Origin of the sequence: Vibrio sp. 1CM8B (assembly GCF_023161685.1) — a bacterium.
Classification (GTDB): domain Bacteria; phylum Pseudomonadota; class Gammaproteobacteria; order Enterobacterales; family Vibrionaceae; genus Vibrio; species Vibrio coralliirubri.
The window spans coordinates 50000-71825 of sequence record NZ_JALNTU010000003.1; the positions used below are offsets into that span (position 1 = coordinate 50000).

1 protein-coding gene is annotated in these 21826 nt (G+C 47.5%); it reads right to left on the bottom strand.

Annotation, left to right across the window (positions count from 1 at the left end; translation table 11 throughout):
- Nucleotides 1-189: 189 nt before the first annotated feature.
- Nucleotides 190-21708: a tandem-95 repeat protein gene (locus tag MSG36_RS06830; RefSeq protein WP_248366845.1), complete on the bottom strand. Its 21519-nt coding sequence runs from the start codon at nt 21706-21708 to the stop codon at nt 190-192.
- Nucleotides 21709-21826: the final 118 nt, after the last annotated feature.

Consider the following 21826-nt stretch of genomic DNA (forward strand, 5'->3'; position numbering starts at 1 on the left):
AACTCTTCTAATAATTAAGGACATTTTTATCTGTTCTCAAGTTTATTTAGCGAGACAAACAACAAATAAATAAATAAAAGCCATGTATCAATAACTCTACATGGCTTTAATGGGGGCAACTTTACGCTGCCCTATCTGCTTGCTGGTTTAGACTAAATGTCGGTTTAGACTAAAACTAAGCTCTCTCGATTAAATCGAGCTTTGGTCAAAGTCGTTGCCTTGATCGGTTCCAGTTTGAGAATCTGAATCGAAGCTTCCAGAGTCGTCCGTGAAGTCAACACCTTGGTCTTGACCTCCCGCACTTGTCCAGTCGCTGCCACCAGATTCCATACCTGCCATGTCCGGTTGCTGCTCTTGCGTAGAACCTTGCATGGTGTATTGATCATCGACCTCAACTTCAACAGAACCGCTAGCTCCGTCTATTGAGCTACCCAATTCGTCGTAACCTTGGAATTGGATCTCGCTAGTACCTTCATAACCTTCTGGAAGTTCAACGGATACAGGCTGCTCTAGGTTGCCACTGATTGTGAAGCTACCATCACCGTTATCTAGTGCGTTGCTCACAGTAGCGCCCTCAGGTAAGCCAGACATATCAGCGTAATCAACCGATTCGTTACCACTCACCTCATCTGGAATCGAGATAGAGATGGTATCGCCAGGTGCCGCGGTTACATCGGCTGTACTGTCTTCAGTTTCAGCATCTTGAGCTTGGTCATCAGCTTGTTGAGCCACTTCCACTTGTTGCTCTTCTGTTGCTTGAGCAGCTTGGACTTGTGGTTCATCACTTTGCACTGATTCATCGGCTACTTGGATACTTACACTGTGGCTTGATACTTCACCGCCGTCGTTAACTTCAACATTCATCGCTAGATTGCCATCGAAGTCTTCGTTCGGCCAGTAAGTCCACTCACCTTCACCTGATTCGGCAAAGAAGCCAGCATCGTTCGCGTCTGCAACATCAACAACTTGTGCAGAATCACTCACGCCCAATTCATCCACCAGCTGTACATCCGTGATAGTTAGTGAACCATCATCAGCTAAGGCATAACCTTCGCTCGCCGCAGCTTCATCTCCGCCGTGGATATCCACATTGAAGAAGCTTTCGATGCGATTTTCGCCATCGGTCGCTATAAACCCAACTTGAACATCACCGGTGTAGTCTTCAGCAGGTGTGAATTGATAGTTACCTTGGTTATCGCTCTCAATTACGCCCTGACCTTCCATCAAGCTTACTGATTCAATGCTCAAGCTGTCGCCTTCTGCATCGCTCAGGTTCGCTAACATGTCTTCATCAGTGAACGACAAGGTAGCATCCGCTGCGATTTCCGTCGTCGTGATACTGTTAACTTCTGGTGCTGCATTCTCTTGTGAGTCGCCTTCTTTCACGACTACGCCAGTTTGCTCATCATGAAGCACGCCATCTTTATCAACCACGTAAGCAATGTCTGCTTCGCCTGTGAAGCCTGGTGCTGGTGTGAACGTCCAAGTGCCATCGCCATTATCGACAATCTCACCTTGGCTGCGGTCGGCAAGATGAACCAGTTTCACTTCATCATCGCTGTCAGCATCGACATTCTCAGCCAAACCAATTAGGTCGTCCGCCGTTAGGATGATGGAATCACCCGCTACAGTTTCGAAATCACCCGTATCGATACCATCATCAAACGCTTCCGGCTCATCTCCGTAATCAACCGTTGTTGCACTTACGGTTACGAAGAACTCACCATGGAAGTCTTCAGGAGGCGTCATTTGAATGTTTGAAATATCCCAGTCGAACAGGTCGATGTATTGACCCGGCTCGGTGATCATCACGGTATTCACACCATCTGTTACCTCGAATCCAACAGGGAAACCTGTCATCACCAAGTTACTTAGTGTTTCTGAATCATCGACTAGGCCAACGTTCAGTCCCAAGTGACCCGTTTCATCTTCACCGAAGACTAATGGACCGTCATGGTCGGTGGTAATTACCGCGCCATCTGCGACAGGACGTACGAACACAGGAACATCAAGAACCGTCTCAAACTCACCGTCACTTACGACAACTTGTAGGTCAGAAACGCCTGAGAAGTCTCCTGTTGGTGTGAATGTCCAAGTACCATCACCGTTGTCTGTTACTTCTCCGCCATCTTCACCGTCTGCGGTGATAATGCGAGAAACAACAAGGTCAGCGGTATCAATGTCACCGAACAAGTTCATCAAGTCGCCAGCATCGAAGGTGAACGCGCCATCTTCGTTGGTGGTCATCATTGCGTTGCCGACGTTGAATGGTGCGTCGTTAACCGGAATGACATCCACATTCAGCGAGCCATCAACCACTTCTTCACCGTCAGTAGCTTGATAACCCAGTTCTACTAAGCCATTGAAGTCTTGAGTAGTCACCAAGTGATACATGCCGTCTGGTTGCTGAGTTAAGGTCGCGTTCGCTGGAGCTCGAACTGTGATGCTCTCAATGCTGATCTCGTCGCCATCAAGGTCTGTTACTTGACCCGCGATGTAAGCTGGGTCAATCACCATGACCACATCTTCTTCGCCTTGCATCTCAATGGTTGGCGCTTCAGGTGCATCATTGACTGGCGTGACATCGATGTTACCGTCGACTGAAATTGTCTCTTGGCCATCGCTAACGTTAAACGTCATTGGCACATCGCCATTGAAGTTTTCGTTTGGTGTAAATGACCAAGTACCATCTTCGTTATCTAGCAACTCACCCAAGCTAGGGTCGATTTGTAGACCAGAAGCTGACAGTTCGTCTGCGGTGTTATCGATGTCGGTAGCTTGAGCTAACAACATGTCTTGTGTGATAAGGATGGTGCTGTCTTCGGCTGTGGTTAGTTTCACATCCTCAGATTCAGGTCCATCGTTCACAGCCAGAACTTCGATTCCTGCCGTTGTTGTTGCAGTTGCACCGTCATCATCGGTCACGACCACATCTAGGCTGATATCACCATTAAAGTTCTCGTTTGGCGTGAAGGTCACAGACCCATTATCGTTTTGAACCAAAGTGCCGTCAGAGCCTGTGTAAGTCACACTTTCAAGCGACACTTCACCATCAACGTCAGAGCTATTAGCAATTAACTGCTCAGGGCTGATTGTGATGGTACCATCTTCGTTCATTTGGTAAGACGTAGAACCCGCTACTGGCGCATCGTTAACATCCGTTACCGTCACACCAATATTGGCATCGACTGTCTCAGTGCCATCAGTCACTGTGAAGCCTAGGTTGACATCACCATTGAAGTTCTCGTTCGGAGCAAAACTATAAGTGCCATCACCGTTATCCGTGAATACACCTTCTGCGCCCGTGTAAGACACATCCGTGATAGACAAGTCATCGCCGTCAATGTCTGCAGCACCTGCTAGTAGGTCTGCATCCGTGAAGATTAGCGTTCCATCTTCCTCAACGGTAAAGTTTTGGTCTTCTGCTGTTGGTAGGTCATTGACTGGGTTAACCGTTAGGTCGACGCCAGCTTGAACAGTTTCAAGGCCATCTGACACATCGAAGCTCAAATCAATGTCACCGTTGATATCAGCATCCGGCATGATAGTAAATGAACCATCTTCGTTTGCTGTTACGGTTGCATTGTCACCCGCGGATAGGTTGCTTGCGGTCAGTGCATCACCATCAACATCCGATGCGTTCGCCAACAACTGCTCTTGAGATAGCGTAATTGAACCATCTTCATCAACCGAGTAAGCCACGTTTCCGGCCACTGGTGCGTCGTTAACTGCAATAACTTCAATACCAGCGGTGGTTTGAGCGGTAGCACCGTCGTCATCAATAACCGTCACATCAAGGTTGATGTCGCCGTTAAAGTTTTCGTTTGGTGCGAACGTTACCGAACCATCTTCATTTTGAACCAAGATACCGTCTGCACCTGAGTAGCTCACGCTATCAAGCGACACTTCCCCGTCCACATCGGAGCTATTAGCAATCAACTGCTCAGGGCTCAATGTGATGGTGCCATCTTCGTTCATTTGGTAAGACGTTGCGCCTGCCACTGGTGCATCGTTAACGTCTGTTACCGTTACGTCGATATTTGCATCAACCGTCTCTGTACCGTCAGATACTGAGAAGTCCAGACTTACGTCACCATTGAAGTTCTCGTTCGGTGCAAAGGTGTAAGTGCCATCGCCATTGTCGGTGAACACACCCTCTGCGCCAGTGTAAGACACATCGGCAACTGAAAGCTCATCACCATCAATGTCAGAAGCACCCGCTAGCAGTTGCTCGTCAGTAAAGGTAAGCGAACCATCTTCTTCAATGGTGTAAGCGACATCTTCTACAACTGCGATGTCATTCACTGGATTCACAGTAAGGTCGGCCGTTGCAACAACCGTTTCAGTACCATCAGAAAGGTCGAAGCTTAGGTCAATATCGCCATTGAAATCGGCATCCGGGGTGATGGTAAATGAACCATCATCGTTTTCCGTAACGGTTGCGTTATCACCCGCGGTTAGGTTTGCAGCGGTAAGATCATCGCCGTCCACATCCGATGCTTGAGCAAGCAGTTGCTCTTGGCTTAGCGTGATTGAACCATCTTCATCCACTGAGTAAGCCAAGTCACCTGATACTGGTGCGTCGTTGACTGCGATAACATCTATTCCCGCAGTCGTTTGAGCGGTTGCACCGTCTTCATCTGCAACGGTGACATCTAGGCTGACATTGCCGTTGAAGTTTTCATTTGGTGCGAAGCTGTAAGTACCATCACCATTGTCAGTGAAGATACCGTCTGCGCCTGAGTAAGAAACGTCGCTAACGGATACATCACCTTCAATATCTGAGCTGTTCGCAAGAAGCTGCGCTTCATTGATGGTAATCACGTTATCTTCGTCAACGCTGTAGGTCGTTGAACCTGCAACTGGCAAGTCGTTAACAGCAATGACGTCGATACCTGCGGTTGTTTCAGCGATTGCGCCATCTTCATCCATAACAGAGACATCAAGACTGATGTCACCGTTAAAGTTTTCGTTTGGAGCAAAGGTGTAAGTACCATCACCATTATCGGTGAATACACCATCAGTGCCGCTGTAGCTTACATCGCTGACAAACACTTCCCCTTCAACATCCGAGCTATTCGCTAGAAGTTGTGCATCGCTTAGGGTGATACTGCCATCTTCTTCAACGCTGCAAGTTGTAGAACCCGCTACCGGTACGTCATTGATTGGAACCACTTGAACATCAATATTCGCCGATACAACATCCGTACCATCACTCACATCGTAAGTTAGGTCGACATTGCCATTGAAGTTCTCGTTTGGCGCAAAGGTGTAAGTACCATCGCCATTATCCGTGAACACACCGTCTGTGCCTTCGTAGTTAACCGACTCGACAGAAAGGTCATCGCCGTCAATATCCGTTGCACCAGCCAATAGCTGTTCATCGGTAAAGGTCAGCGAGCCATCTTCATTAATGGTGTAGTCGTGGTCGTAAATTACAGAAAGGTCGTTAACTGCTGTTACTGTCACGTCTAGTTCCGCTGGAGTAACCCCACCGTTACCATCGTCTACGTTGTAGCTAATCGAGAATTCACCATTGAAGTTCTCTTCCGGTGTAATGGTGTAAGTGCCGTCACCATTGTCAGTGATAAGCGCGTTCTCAATGGAAACATCTCCAACACTTGGTTCGTTTCCGCCCGTATCACCAGAGTCATCTCCTTCATCGCCGGTTAGCAATTCAGAGATATCAATGCCGTTTTCATTCGCAAGCGCTTCTTCTGCCGTTGGCAAGTCGAACGCATTTTGAGTGCCCACATCTTGGCTTGGAACAATGATGCCATTCACGATATCGAATACATGCCAGTGGTCACCTGATGGGTTATCAGATAAATCTGGGCTGAAGGTTTCAACCAATGTATCGCCTACAAACACCTGAACTTGTACATCTTCAACACCATCTACATCCCAACTTCTGTTGGTGTAGTTGTGTACTGAATAGTGCATGTCAGCATCTTGGTAGTTTGGAATGGTAATGGTTTCAGGACCATGGCCATTTACATCATCCACATCTTGTTGAACAACATTACCTTCACCAAGATCATGGCTCATGTCGCGGTAGTAAATATGGTCTAGCTCATTGCCATTCTCTGTATCGTATAGCCATAAGTGGTTATCCATATCTCGAGGACTTTCACCCCAAGTCACCACGATACGCATATCTGTTTCTTCAAGTACTTCAGATATAGCGGTTACGCCACCATTCACATCTTCGCCCGCAGGGACAAGGAAGCTACTGGTGATTGAACCTTCTTGCTCAATGGTAACCGTGCCTTGGTCAACGACTGAACCTGTAACAGAGTAGTTACCTGAATCATCCGTTACTGTGGTGTAGCTATTGCCAGCACTGTCGGTCAGGGTGACTTCTGCACCAGACACTGGACTACTGGTTTCAGCGTCTAACACAGTACCGGTTACGGTTGTTTCATCGCCCTGTTCTCCAATAATTGCGGTCATGTCATCGTCTTCGATGTCAGTCGCGAATTGTAGGAGCTCTTCTTGAGTAATGGTGTATGAACCATCTTCTTCAATGGTTATCGCCACATCAGCAGAAACAATCGGCGCGTCGTTAACTGGGTCAACGGTTAAGCCTAAGTTAGCGGCAATTGGAGTGTCACCATCGCTGATGCTGTAGGCAACATCAATGTAGCCATTGAAGTTTTCGCTCGGAGTGATAGAGAACGTACCATCGCCGTTATCGACAATCGTTGCATCGTCACCCACTAAGGTTAAGTCGGAAGCGACAAGGTCATCGCCCTCAATATCAGCGGCATTCGCAAGTAGCTGCTCCTGCGTGATAGTGATGACATTATCTTCATCAACGTTCGCGTAAACATCAGATGTCGTTGGCAAGTCATTGACTGGGTTTACCGTCAGATCGGCGTTCGCCACAATTGACTCAGTACCGTCCGAAATATCAAAGCTTAGGTCGATATCGCCATTGAAGTTCGCATCTGGCGTTACCGTAAAGGTGCCATCGCCATTATCAACAACAGTTGCATTATCGCCTGCGCTTAGGTTGCTTGCGGTCAGGTCATCGCCATCCACATCAGAGGCTTGAGATAGCAACTGCTCTTGAGTCAGAGTAATCGAACCATCTTCATCAATGCTGTATGCCAAGTCACCCGATACTGGTGGATCATTAATTGGAAGAACATCAATACTTGCGTTGGTGGCTACTGTCGCACCGTCTTCATCTGTCACCACAACATCGAGGCTAACATCGCCATCGAAGTTTGCGTTCGGTGCAAAGCTGAATGTGCCGTTACCGTTGTCAGTAAAGATACCGTCAGCGCCTGTGTAAGTAACACTATCAATCGCGACTTCGCCTTCAATATCCGAAGAGTTCGCCAACAGTTGCTCTGCACTGATGGTAATAACTTCATCTTCGTTGACTGAGTAACTGGTTGAGCCTGCGATTGGCGGATCGTTCACCTCAAGTACGGTGATTCCCACTGTGGTCGCTTCTGTTGCCCCTTCTTCATCGGTAACAACAACCGCTAAGCTCACATCACCATTGAAGTTCTCGTTTGGCGAGAAAGTGTAAGTGCCGTCACCGTTGTCTTCGAACACACCATCACTGCCAGTGTAAGTCACGCTATCAATCGCAACCTCACCTTCAATATCTGAAGAATTGGCTAATAGCTGTTCGTTACTGATCGTGATTGAGTTATCTTCATGCACAGTGTAAGACGTACTACCCGCCACTGGTGGATCGTTCTCAGGCGTCACGCTCACATCAATGTTGGCTTGAACCGTATCCGTGCCATCTGACACATCAAAGCTGAAGTTCACATCACCATTGAAGTTCTCGTTTGGCGCAAAGCTGTAGCTTCCGTCACCATTGTCGGTAAGCACACCATCAGCACCCGTGTATGTCACACCTTCGACTGTTAGGTCGTCACCTTCAACATCCGTTGCACCCGTTAACAGGTCAGCGTCAGTGAAGTTAAGAACCCCATCTTCACCAATAGTGAATGCTTGATCTTGCAACTCTGGCGCATCATTGACAGGTGTTACCGTCAAGTCTAGGCCAGCAGCGACCATGTCTTCCCCATCGGTGACATCGTAACTAAATTCGATATTACCGTTGAAGTTTTCACTCGGTGTAATGGTGAAACTGCCATCGTCGTTCATTTGAACGGTCGCATTTTCATCATTGGTAGTTAGGTTGATTGCTGATAGGTCATCACCATCAATGTCGACAGCGTGCTCTAGCAACTGCTCTTGAGTTAGCGTGATGCTATTATCTTCGGCCGTAACGGCACTGATATCACCGTCAACCTCTGGAGCATCGTTCGCTGGCGAGATGTGAATCGTCACATCTTGTGTTGCCGTTGCGGTGGTGCCCGTATCAACATCAGTCGATGTCGCATTCACGGTTAGAACCACATCACCATTGAAGTCACCTGAAGGGATAAACTCTAGCCCTTCTAGCTCGCCTGGTTGCAATGACCATGTGCCATCACCGTTATCGGTACCTGCAGAAAGCGAGCTGCCTTCCGGCACATCTTCAATCAAAATAGCAAGGTTTTCTGAACCATCGGTATCAGTAAGCGCCGCATCAATATCAAGTGGTACAGGTGTATCTTCGGTACCAATGATTTGGTAATCCGCGTCAGACACTGTGATTTCAATGTTATCGATGCCAAACGATTCATCACTTACACCTTGATTCAAGGTTGAACCGAAGCCTAACTCAAGTTGGCCGTCTTCAACGGGTACCGTTAGGTTGATTTGGTGTGCTTGGTCGTTCCAACCACTGAAGCCTTCACCTTGCGACACGCCGTGAACCACTTCGCCGACTTCATTGCCCGCTGAATCGTACAACGTTGTCGTGCCATCTTGAGTTTGGAACGCCGAGTTATCTAACGAGGTAAGCTCTTCGCCACCGACAAAGATTTGGAACGACTCACCATCCCAAGAGTCAATTTCGTAGAAGTTGAACGAGATATTAACTTCGCTCACATCATTTGGAATGTCGTAAGTTTTGCTGACGGCTTCATCACCGCCCGTTCCACCAATACGACCTAGCATGTCACCCGACTCGAAGCCTTGTGAGCTTTCAGTACCTGTATTCCAACCGTTTGAGCCAGACTCGAAGTTATCGGAAGCAATCACCAAATCAGACGCAATCGACAGCTCTGGCATATCAACCACAGATTGAACATCAATCGTCGCTTCTGCTGGTACTGTCGCGGTACCGTCATTCACGTCGAACGTCACATTCACATTACCGTCGAAGTTTTCATTCGGTGCGAATGTGTAAGTGCCGTCGCCGTTATCTACCAAAGTACCGCTATCTGAAGCCACATTTTCAACCGATAGGTTATCGCCATCAATGTCGCCCGCATTTTGCAGCAGTTGTTCTTCTGTGAAGGTAAAGCTGGTGTCTTCTTGAGTCACAAATTGTGGCTCACCGACTGTTGGCAAGTCATTAACTGGGTTAACCGTTAGGTCAGCCGTTGCTTGAAGCGTCGCATCACCATCGGTAATGTCGAAGTTCAAATCAATGTCGCCATTGAAGTTCGCATCTGGCGTAATGGTAAAGCTGCCGTCATCGTTAGTAACAACCGTCGCGTCTCCATCAACAATCAAGTTAGAAGCAGTAAGGTCGTCGCCATCTACATCACTCGCTTGAGAAAGAAGCTGTGCTTGGCTCAAGGTAATCGAACCGTCTTCCTCAACACTGTATGCTAGGTCGCCTGATACTGGTACATCGTTGATTGGTAAAACATCAACCGTAATAAACGTATCAACTTGAGCGCCGTCTTCATCTTGAATGGTCACATCCAACTGCACTTGGCCGTTGAAGTTTTCATTCGGTGCGAAGCTACATGTACCGTCACCATTGATTGAGAAGATGCCGTCTGGACCGTCGTAGTTGATCTCAACAAGCTCAACATCACCTTCAATATCAGATGCGTTCAGCAGAACTTGAGACTCACTGAAAGTCAGTACTGAATCTTCATCGATGGTGTATGACGTTGGGCCAGCAACTGGCGGATCGTTCACTTCTAGAACCGTAATGCCCGCAGTAGTAGATACGGCTGCATCGTCTTCATCCACAACAACCACATCAAGGCTAACTTCGCCATTGAAGTTCTCGTTTGGAGAGAAGGTATATGTGCCGTCACCATTGATTTCTAGAACACCGTCACTACCACTGTAAGTCACGTTATCAATTGCGACTTCGCCTTCGATATCCGAAGAGTTCGCTAGCAGTTGTTCGTTACTGATCGTAATAGAGTTGTCTTCATGAACCGTGTAAGACGTGCTACCAGCAACCGGTGGATCATTCTCTGGCGTCACGTTCACATCAATGTTGGCGGTTATCGTATCGGTACCATCTGATACATTGAACGAGAAGTTCACATCGCCATTGAAGTTTTCATTTGGTGCGAAGCTGTATGTGCCATCGCCATTGTCGGTTAGGACACCGTCTGCGCCAGTGTACGTTACACCTTCAACACTTAGGTCGTCCCCTTCAATGTCCGTCGCACCTGTTAATAGGTCTTGGTCATTGAAAGTTAACACGCCATCTTCGCCGACTGTGAATGTCTGGTCTTGTGCTTCTGGACCGTCGTTCACAGGTGAAACCGTTAGCTCTAGGTTGGTAGAGACAACATCATCACCATCAGACACATCAAACGTAAAGCTTACATCACCATTGAAATCAGCATCTGGCGTTAATGTGTACGTACCATCACCGTTATCGGTAATCGTAACGCTCTCATCATCGGTTGCTAAATTCAGAGCCGTCAGCTGATCGCCATCTAAATCACGCGCATTAGCTAATAGGTCTTCTTGCGTAATGATGATTGAACCATCTTCTTCAACCGTTGCAGAAACCGGAAGTGCTTCAGGTGCGTGCTCAATGTGCGCGCCTGTCGCGTTAATGTAGATGGTTTGAGAGACCGTTTCAGAATCATCATTCGATAGCTCTGTTGCGGTTGCGGTTACATGAACTTCAAGCTGTTCGTTGAAGTCTTCAGGTAGCTGGATTTGTAGTGCATTTTCGATAGCCGTTGTTGGTAAGTTCACCGTACCATCAGGGCCAACCGTCACTTCACCGCTGTAGATTTGGCTGTTCACTTCACCGACATCGATTGTGAAGTTGAAATCTGTGTAGTCAGCATCACCGCCGCCATACAAATCTTCAAAGCCGTAAACCAGCTCGCCGTCTTCATTAACCGTCGTGCGAGTATGTTCGATACCATCTTGGTTTAGCTGAGAGCTTGAACCACCATGGAAGATCGCGTCACCATTCTGGCCTTGAATCACTGTCTCGGTTCCATCTGCAGCAACAAAGACAAGTTGAGGATCAACCGTATCCATGTTCGCAGGCGAACCATCCTCAGCACGGAACTCGTACTGACCGTCTTGCATCGCATCAAAGTCGTTGTGCTGATGTCCGTTTGGAATTAAGAACAGGTTAAAGCTTTCGCCTTCCGCCACTTGGAAGCTGAACTGTTCCTGCCCAGGAACAAGGTCACCACCACCATCGACTTGTGAGGCGTTCTCGTAGACGATTTCAACGCCCGTGATGTTGCCGTCTTCGTCAACTTTGTAGTAACCCGCTGTGTTTTCGTAACCAGCCGTCTCACCCTCAAATGTGACTGTGATTTCAGTATCGTTGTAACTGGTGATACCGTTGTCTTGGTTATTGATTACCCCTTCGTTATCGTAGGTAATCACTGAGCCTTCAGGCACACCATCAACCGTTACCGTCAGTGTTTCTGATAGATCTTGGTCTACTAGCGCAGCCGCAATATTAAGCTCAACAATGCCGCCTGGCTCAACCAGAATTGCTTCATCATCAACGTTGACACCATCGCCATCCGTGATCACTAGGTCAGGTGCATCAGCTACGGCTTCAATGTGAACATTGATGTCTTGTTCAACTTCATCCGTGCCATCTGTCACCGTAAAGCTGAACTGCAGGTCACCACTGAAGTGCTCTTCAGGAACGAAGCTGAACGTGCCATCGCCGTTATCGGTGACTGTACCTTCATCGCCAGAGTAATTGATGCTAGTAACACTGAGGTCATCGCCATCAATATCAATCGCACCACTCAACAGATCCTCTTGAGTGAACAGGATGCTGCCATCTTCTTCAATGTGGTACATGCCTGGAGCAACAATTGGAATGTCATTCACCGGATTAACGGTCAATGTCATATCATTAGACGTGCTCAACTCACCGTCGCTCACCTCATAAGTGAATGCAATATCACCATTGAAGTTCTCTGAAGGCGTCACTGTGTACGTGCCATCACCATTGTCTACAATGCTGGCATTTGGATCGTTAGTTTCAAGCGCGCTTGCAAACAACTCATCGCCATCTTGGTCGCTCGCGTTCTCCAACAACATTTCTTGTGTAACGAGGATTGAACCATCTTCGTCGACATCTGCCACCATTGGCGTCGCTTCTGGTGCATCGTTGACGAACTCAACTTTTAGGTCGATGTTTGCAGCAACCACATCAGTGCCATCGCTCACATCAAACGCTAAGTCAACGTTACCGAAGAAGCCCTGCTCTGGTGTTAATGTGTATGTTCCATCGCCATTGTCTGTGACTTCTACCGTGTCGCTTGCACTCGTCACATTCACAACTGACAGTTCATCACCTTCAACGTCTGTCGCTTGTGCCAGTAACTCAGCTTCGGTAATAGTAATCGCTTGACCATCTTCCGTAGTGAAAGACATGTCAGGCACGTCTGGCGCATCATTGATTGGATTTACGGTTAGGTTGAGGTCAGCGGCAACAGTTTCGATCGCGTCAGTGACATCGTAAGTAAATTCAATCTCACCAAAGAAATCTGCACTTGGTGTAATCGTGAAGCTACCGTCTGGATTTTCGACAACAACCGCATTTGGATCGTTGGTCGCAAAGTTAACCGCTTCAAGGTTATCGCCATCTACATCGGTTGCGTTCGCTAACAGCTCCTCTTGAGTAATAGTGATTGAACCATCTTCATCAACAGCGGCTTCAATTGGACCACTCACCTCAGGGCCTTCGTTGACAATTTCAACGTCGACTCTTGCTGTACTTGGTGCGCTTGCTTGCCCGTCACTGATATCGAAAGTCAGATTCACTTCACCATAGAAGTCTTCTGCAGGTTCGAAGGTAAAGGTATTATCACCGTTATCCGTTAAGGTACCTTGCGTTTGGTCTGCAAGTAATAGATTTTCGACATGAAGAATGTCGCCATCAACATCGGTAGCACCAGACAATAGGTCTTTCGCTTCGATGATCATAGAGCCATTTTCAAGCATTTGGGTATGTAATGGTTCGCCCGGAACTGGCACATCATTGACCGGTACAACCGTTAGGTCTAGATGCGTTGCAACTTCATCAGTACCATCAAACACCTTGTAGTCGATGTCGATTTCACCATTGAAGTTTTCATTCGGCATGAAGGTAAACGTACCATCACCGTTATCAACTAGCTCACCGTTGTCACCACCGTAAGTGATGTCTGAAATAGACAGCGTATCGCCTTCCACATCTGTAGTGTTCGCTAGCAAGTCATCCGCACTGAACGTGATGCCTTCGTCTTCGTCTGTCGATAGAACAATCGGGCCAGAAACGATTGGCGCATCGTTCACCGATTCGAAGTTGATGTTGATGATGTTGCTGTCTGTCAGCTCACCATCGGTAACTTGGTAACCGAGTTCGATTTCACCATGGAAGTTTTCATCCGGTGTTACCGTCCAAGTACCATCACCATTATCGGTGAGTGTTGCATGCTCTGAGTTTTCACCCACTAGCTCGAGATTCTGAATATCGAGGTCGTCGCCATCAATATCAGATGCTTGCGCCAGTAGTTGCTCTTCAGTAATCACAACCGAAGCAAACTGGGCAGAACCATCGGTATCGACAGTAATATTCGGAAGTTCAGCCGTTAGCTCGATTTCGTTGTCACCCGCATGGATATTCAACTCAACCGTTTCGGTGATCTCTGAACCATCAACACCAATCGATGTAAACACGGCTTCATCATGACAAGTTTGTGACACTGTCATGTTTTGAACCACGTAAGTACCATTACCTTGCACGGTACCAAGTTCAAAGTAAGACACCGGCTCATTTACCGTAAGCGTATAGTCCGTCTCGTAATTGCTACGGTCTTCTTTGTGGTAAGTCATCGAATCGATTAACTCACCATCATCGTTGAAGGCGCGAATTTCCACTTCAGTAAAGTGACGAGACTCTTCCATGAACCAGCCACCCAAACCATCAAGGTGGAAGCTGATTTCATTGATGTCTTGACCTTCAACCGAAACGGTCAGTTTCTCATCACCACTTAGGCCTTGGCGGTCTGTATCACCAATACCGTGACCAATGTGGGTGTTACCATTCCAGGCACCAAGAGGATCATCGTTACTTTGAACGGTTACTGTTAAGTCTCCATCCGAGAACTCACGAGTGTAAGGGTCGACTTCTGTACCCCAATCGTCCACGCTCGCGTTATCGTCAAACGTACCGATTTGCGTGGTGTGTGTACCGTTAGCCAATGCGTCATCATTTGGAATAAAGCGTACTTCTGTGTCAGCAGGAACTTCTTGTCCTACTTCCAGCACCACCCATTCGTCATTCACATTCGCTTCAATGATGCCGTTTTCTGGCGCTTGGTCTAAACGTAGTGCTGGCTCTTCACGAAGTGTTACACCAACTGTTTGGTCTTCTTGGGCTTGAATGAAGATTTCATCGCCCGCTTCCGGCGCATCGTTGACAGGATTAACCGTCAAGTCGAGTGTCGTCAGAACTTCATTCTCACCATCACTGATGTTGTATGTGAAGTCCAACTCGCCATTGAAGTTTTCTGTGTGCGTAATGGTGAATGAACCATCGTCATTAGCAACAATTGTCGCATCTGGATCGTTGGTTTGTAGGTTAGATGCCGTTAGATCATCACCTTCAACGTCCGTTGCGTTCGCTAGCAACTGCTCTTGAGTAATGGTAATTGCGTTATCTTCATCGACTTCAGCCTGAATTCCCGAAGTTTCAGGTCCGTCATTCACAGCGATAACATCGATGCCAGCGGTTGTAGTTGCGGTTGCACCGTCTTCATCAATGACAACAACGTCTAGTGAAATATCACCATCGAAGTTTTCATTTGGCGTAAAGGTGTAAGTACCATTGCCATTATCAACAAAAGAGCCGTCATCACCGGAGTAAGTTACTCCAGACAATGATACATCGCCTTCCACATCGGAAGAGTTTGCCAATAGTTGCCCATCACTGATCGTGATTTGGCCATCTTCTTGAACTGTGTAAGATGTCGAGCCCGCAACCGGTGGATCATTCTCAGGCGTTACGCTGACATCAATAACAGCTGATGTTGAATCAGTACCGTCAGAGACATCGAACGAGAATTGAACATCACCATTGAAGTTCTCGTTTGGAGCAAAGCTGTATGTGCCGTCGCCATTATCGCTAAGAACACCATCTGCACCCGTGTAGAGCACGTTTTCAATCGACAGCTCGTCACCATCAATATCTGACGCGCCGGCAAGCAGGTCAGCATCGGTGAAGAGTAACGTACCGTCTTCTTCAATCGTGAACTGTTGATCTTGCGCTTGTGGCAAGTCATTAACCGGATTCACGGTAATGTCTAGGCCAACTTGAACTGAACCACCATCGTTATCGATGATATCGAAGTTCAGGTCTAGGTCACCGTTGTAGTCGGCGTTAGGTGTAATGGTGTAGCTGCCATCATCATTGTGTTGGATGGTCGCATTTTCATCAGTAGATAGATTGATAGCTTCTAAGTTGTCGCTATCAATATCACCTGCTCGTGCTAGCAATTGCTCTTGGCTTAGCGTGATGGAGCTATCTTCATTGATGGTGTAAGCCAAATCGCCCGATACTGGCGCATCATTGATTGGCAATACATCAACGTTAATGTGTGTTTCAACCTTTGCGCCATCTTCATCTTGAATGGTCACACCCAGTTGAACCTGACCATTGAAGTTTTCGTTGGGTGCAAAGCTGCACGTACCATCACCATTTACAGTGAAGATACCGTCCGAGCCATCGTAGTTAATGCCAACGAGTTCTACATCGCCCTCGACATCCGAAGCATTCACAAGAATCTGAGATTCACTGAACGTCAGAACCGAATCTTCATCAATGGTGTAAGATGTTGGTCCTGCAACCGGTGGATCATTCACTTCTAGAACCGTGATTCCAGCGGTGGTTTCATCAATCGAACCGTCTTCATCGGCAACAATAACGTCAAGGCTGATATCGCCACTGAAGTTTTCATTAGGAAGGAAGGTGTAGCTGCCGTCACCATTATCTTGGAACACACCATCTGTGCCGCTGTAAGTTACGCTGTCAACAGACACTGCACCTTCAACGTCAGAAGAGTTTGCTAGCAACTGTTCATCAGAAATTGTGATGGCATTGTCTTCATTGACCATGTATGAGGTTGAACCCGCAACTGGCGGATCGTTCTCAGGTGTCACACTCACATCAATGTTAGCGCTGACCGTTTCTGTGCCATCAGACACATCGAAACTGAAGTTCACATCGCCATTGAAGTTTTCATTTGGCGCAAAGGTATAAGTACCATCTCCGTGGTCGGTCAGTACGCCATCGCCACCTGTATAGCTAATACCTTCAACGGTTAAGTCGTCGCCATCAATATCGGTGGCACCGGTAAGTAGGTCGGCATCTGTAAATTGAAGCGTACCGTCTTCTGCGATACTGAATTGTTGGTCTTGAGGAACCGGCAAGTCATTAACTGGATTAACAGTAAGATCGGCGGTTGCTTGAACCGTGTCAGTACCATCAGTGATGTTGAATTGAATATCAATGTCACCATTGAAGTTCGCATCTGGAACGATGGTAAAGCTACCATCATCATTGGCGGTTACTGTTGCGTTACCATCTATCGTTAAGTCGCTTGCGGTTAGATCTTCGCCTTCAACATCGGACGCTTGAGACAACAGCTGTTCTTGGCTCAGTGTGATTGAACCATCTTCATTAACGTTGTAAGCCAAATCACCAGACACTGGCGCATCATTGATTGGTAATACGTCAACATTGATGACGGTTTCAACCTCTGCACCGTCTTCATCACGAATGGTGACATCAAGCTGAACTTGGCCATTAAAGTTCTCATTCGGAGCGAAGCTACAAGTGCCATCACCATTTACTGAGAAGATGCCGTCAGGGCCATCGTAACTAATACCAACTAGCTCAACATCCCCTTCCACATCTGAGGCATTAAGCAACACTTGAGACTCACTGAAGGTCAGTACTGAGTCTTCATCAATGGTGTAAGACGTTGGGCCTGCAACCGGCGGATCGTTCACTTCAAGAACATTGATACCCGCAGTCGTCGCGTCGGTAGCACCATCTTCATCAGCAACAACCACATCCAGTGCAATTTCACCGCTGAAGTTCTCATTTGGTGAGAAGGTGTAAGTGCCGTTACCATTGATTTCGAGGACACCGTCGCTACCAGAGTAAGTCACGCTGTCTATCGATACATCACCTTCAATATCTGAAGATGTTGCCAATAGTTGTGCATCAGAAATGGTAATCGAATTGTCTTCATTCACCGTGTAAGAAGTAGAACCCGCAACTGGAGGATCATTTTCCGGAGTCACGCTAACATCAATGTTTGCAGACACGGTATCTGTACCGTCTGACACATCGAAGCTAAAGCTCACATCGCCATTAAAGTTTTCGTTTGGCGCGAAGCTATATGAGCCCTCACCCAAGTCAGTCAGTACGCCATCAGTGCCTTCATAAGTGATGCCTTCAACCGTTAGGTTGTCACCTTCAATGTCTGTAGCACCTGTTAGCAGATCCGCGTCTGTGAACAGCAAAGTACCGTCTTCTGCAATACTGAACTGTTGATCTTGTGGTACTGGTAAATCGTTAACTGGATTAACCGTCAGGTCTGCGGAAGCTTGAACGGTATTGGTGCCATCAGAGATATCGAAGCTGATATCGATGTCACCATTGAAGTTCTCATCTGGCGTAATCGTGAAGCTGCCGTCATCGTTGGCTACAACCGTCGCATCACTGCCAACTGTTAGGCTGCTGGCCGTAAGGTCATCGCCTTCCACGTCAGAGGCTTGTGATAGCAACTGCTCTTGGCTTAGACGAATCGAACCGTCTTCGTCAATTGAGTACGCTAGGTCACCCGATACAGGTGCATCATCAACCGCCGTAACGCTCACATCGATGTTCGCAGAGACCGTATCGGTGCCATCAGACACATCGAAGCCGAAGTTTACGTCGCCATTGAAGTTTTCATTCGGAGCGAAGGTGTAAGTACCATTGCCGTTGTCGGTAAGAATACCGTCGCCGCCATCGTAGGTCACACCTTCAACCGTTAGATTGTCACCTTCAATATCTGTCGCGCCTGTTAATAGGTCTGCATCGGTAAAGATGAGTGTGCCGTCTTCCTCAACGCTGAACTGTTGGTCTTGAGGCACTGGCAGGTCGTTAACTGGGTTAACGGTTAGGTCTGCTGAAGCTTGAACGGTGTTAGTGCCATCTGAGATATCGAAGCTGATATCAATGTCACCATTGAAGTTCTCATCTGGTGTGATGGTGAAACTGCCATCATCGTTAGCTACAACCGTCGCATCACCGCCAACCGTTAAGTCGCTGGCCGTTAGGTCATCGCCTTCCACGTCAGAGGCTTGTGATAGCAACTGCTCTTGGCTTAGACGAATCGAACCGTCTTCATCGATTGAGTACGCTAGGTCGCCCGATACCGGCGCATCATCAACGGCTGTTACGCTTACGTCGATGTTTGCTGACACTGTATCGGTACCGTCAGATACATCGAAACCGAAGTTTACATCACCATTGAAGTTTTCATTTGGAGCAAAGGTGTACGTGCCGTTACCGTTATCAGTAAGGATACCGTCGCCACCATCGTAGGTCACACCTTCAACAGTAAGGTTGTCACCTTCGATATCAGTAGCGCCGGTTAATAGGTCTGCATCGGTAAAGATGAGTGTGCCATCTTCTTCAACGCTGAACTGTTGATCTTGAGGGACTGGTAAATCATTAACTGGGTTAACGGTTAGGTCAGCTGATGCTTGAACCGTATTAGTACCATCTGAGATATCGAAGCTGATATCGATGTCGCCATTGAAGTTCTCATCTGGCGTAATCGTGAAACTGCCGTCATCGTTAGCAACGACTGTTGCATCACCACCAACCGTTAGGCCGCTAGCAGTCAGGTCATCACCCTCTACGTCAGAAGCTTGTGATAAAAGCTGCTCTTGGCTTAGACGAATCGAACCGTCTTCATCGATTGAGTACGCTAGGTCACCAGACACAGGTGCATCATCAACCGCTGTAACACTCACATCGATGTTTGCTGATACCGTATCGGTGCCGTCTGACACATCAAATCCGAAGTTTACATCGCCATTGAAGTTTTCATTCGGAGCAAAGGTGTAAGTACCATTGCCGTTGTCGGTCAGGATACCGTCACCGCCATCGTAGGTCACACCTTCAACCGTTAGGTTGTCACCTTCGATGTCAGTCGCACCTGTTAACAGGTCAGCGTCGGTAAAGATGAGTGTGCCGTCTTCTTCAACGCTAAACTGTTGATCTTGTGGGACTGGCAGGTCGTTAACTGGGTTAACCGTTAGGTCAGCTGATGCTTGAACGGTATTGGTGCCATCTGAGATATCGAAGCTGATATCGATGTCGCCATTGAAGTTCTCATCTGGCGTAATCGTGAAGCTACCGTCATCGTTAGCTACAACCGTCGCATCACCACCAACCGTTAGGCCGCTCGCGGTTAGGTCTTCACCTTCAACATCAGACGCTTGAGACAACAGCTGTTCTTGGCTCAGTGTGATTGAACCATCTTCGTTAACGTTGTAAGCCAAATCACCAGAAACTGGCGCATCATTGATTGGCAATACGTCAACATTGATGACGGTTTCAACTTCTGCACCGTCTTCATCACGAATGGTGACATCAAGCTGAACTTGGCCATTAAAGTTCTCATTCGGAGCGAAGCTACAAGTGCCGTCACCATTTACTGAGAAGATACCATCAGGGCCATCGTAACTAATACCAACAAGCTCAACATCCCCTTCTACATCTGAGGCATTAAGCAACACCTGAGACTCACTGAAAGTCAGTACGGAGTCTTCATCAATGGTGTAAGACGTTGGGCCTGCAACCGGCGGATCGTTCACTTCAAGAACATTGATACCCGCTGTCGTCGCGTCCGTCGCACCATCTTCATCAGCAACAACTACATCCAGTGCAATTTCACCGCTGAAGTTCTCATTTGGCGAGAAGGTGTAAGTACCGTTACCATTGATTTCGAGGACACCGTCACTACCAGAGTAAGTCACGCTGTCTATCGATACATCACCTTCAATATCAGAAGACGTTGCCAATAGTTGTGCGTCAGAAATGGTAATCGAATTGTCTTCATTTACGGAGTAAGACGTTGAACCCGCAACTGGCGGATCGTTCTCAGGAGTCACGCTAACATCAATGTTTGCAGACACCGTATCGGTACCGTCTGACACATCGAAGCTAAAGTTCACATCGCCATTAAAGTTTTCGTTTGGCGCAAAGCTATATGAGCCATCACCCAAGTCAGTCAGTACGCCATCAGTACCTTCATAAGTGATACCTTCAACCGTCAGGTTATCGCCTTCAATATCTGTAGCACCAGAAAGAAGGTCAGCGTCGGTGAATACAAGAGTTCCGTCTTCCTCGATTTCGAACGTTTTATCTTCAGGAACAGGCGCGTCATTAATCGGACGTACCGTTAAATCAATTGCGCTACTAATCGTTTCTTGGCCGTCACTAATGTCGAAAGTAAGGTCAAGTTCACCATTAAAGTCAGCTGAAGGAACAACGGTGAAAGTACCATCACCATTGTCTTGAACTGTTGCATCAGCACCAACTTGAACGTTAGAAGCAACAAGCTCGTCCCCATCTACATCACTTGCGTATTCGAGTAATTGTTCTTGAGTGAATGTTATGGAGCCATCTTCATCCATGATGTAAGCCAGATCTTGTTCAGCTTCTGGTGCATCATTTTCACTTTCGACTTTGATTTTAAACGTTTCGCTTACCGTTTCAGAATCAAAGTCATCTTCTACTTCGCTAATGGTCTCTTCGTCAGAAGCTTGAACATCAACTGCAAATGTCTCTTCTACTGTTTGTGAATCTAGATCATCACCAACTTGCTGGTCACCCGACTCTGAAGATGTCGCACTCGGCGCTGCTGAAGTACGCGCAGCTTGGCCTTGTTCATCATTACCTTCTGCGTCTGCACCACCTGTCGCAGCCTCTGCGTTATCACCACCTACAGCTTGTGCGCCCGCTCCGGCACCGCCACCACTACCAGCAGCGTTATCCGAACCAGCTTCAGAAGCGGCCCCACCAACTACATTGGATTGTGCAGCGTCTGAGTCTCCATCACTTTCTGGCGTCTCTTCTTGCACAGCCGCACCAGAAGCCGAGGCATCTTCAGCATTACCTGCACCACTCGGGTTTTCGTCTAAAGCCTGGTTAACTTCGTCTGCCGCATCCGTATTTTCAGCACCCGTCGCTATTGTCGACGCAATCGTATTTTGTTGATTTTGTTGATTCTGCTGTTGGGAGGGCGTACCCGCGTCGTTCGTGTCCGTTTGTTCTACCGCGTCATTTAGATCTTCATTTTGGTTGTTTTGGTTATTTTCGCCTGCCATTACAGCCTCCCTTGCTACTAGCTAACTGATCGTATTTATAGAGGCATTAAAGGACATCATTTTGAAAAACCAATTTTTTATACAACATTTTTCATAATTTCTTTTTAAAGAGAAAGAA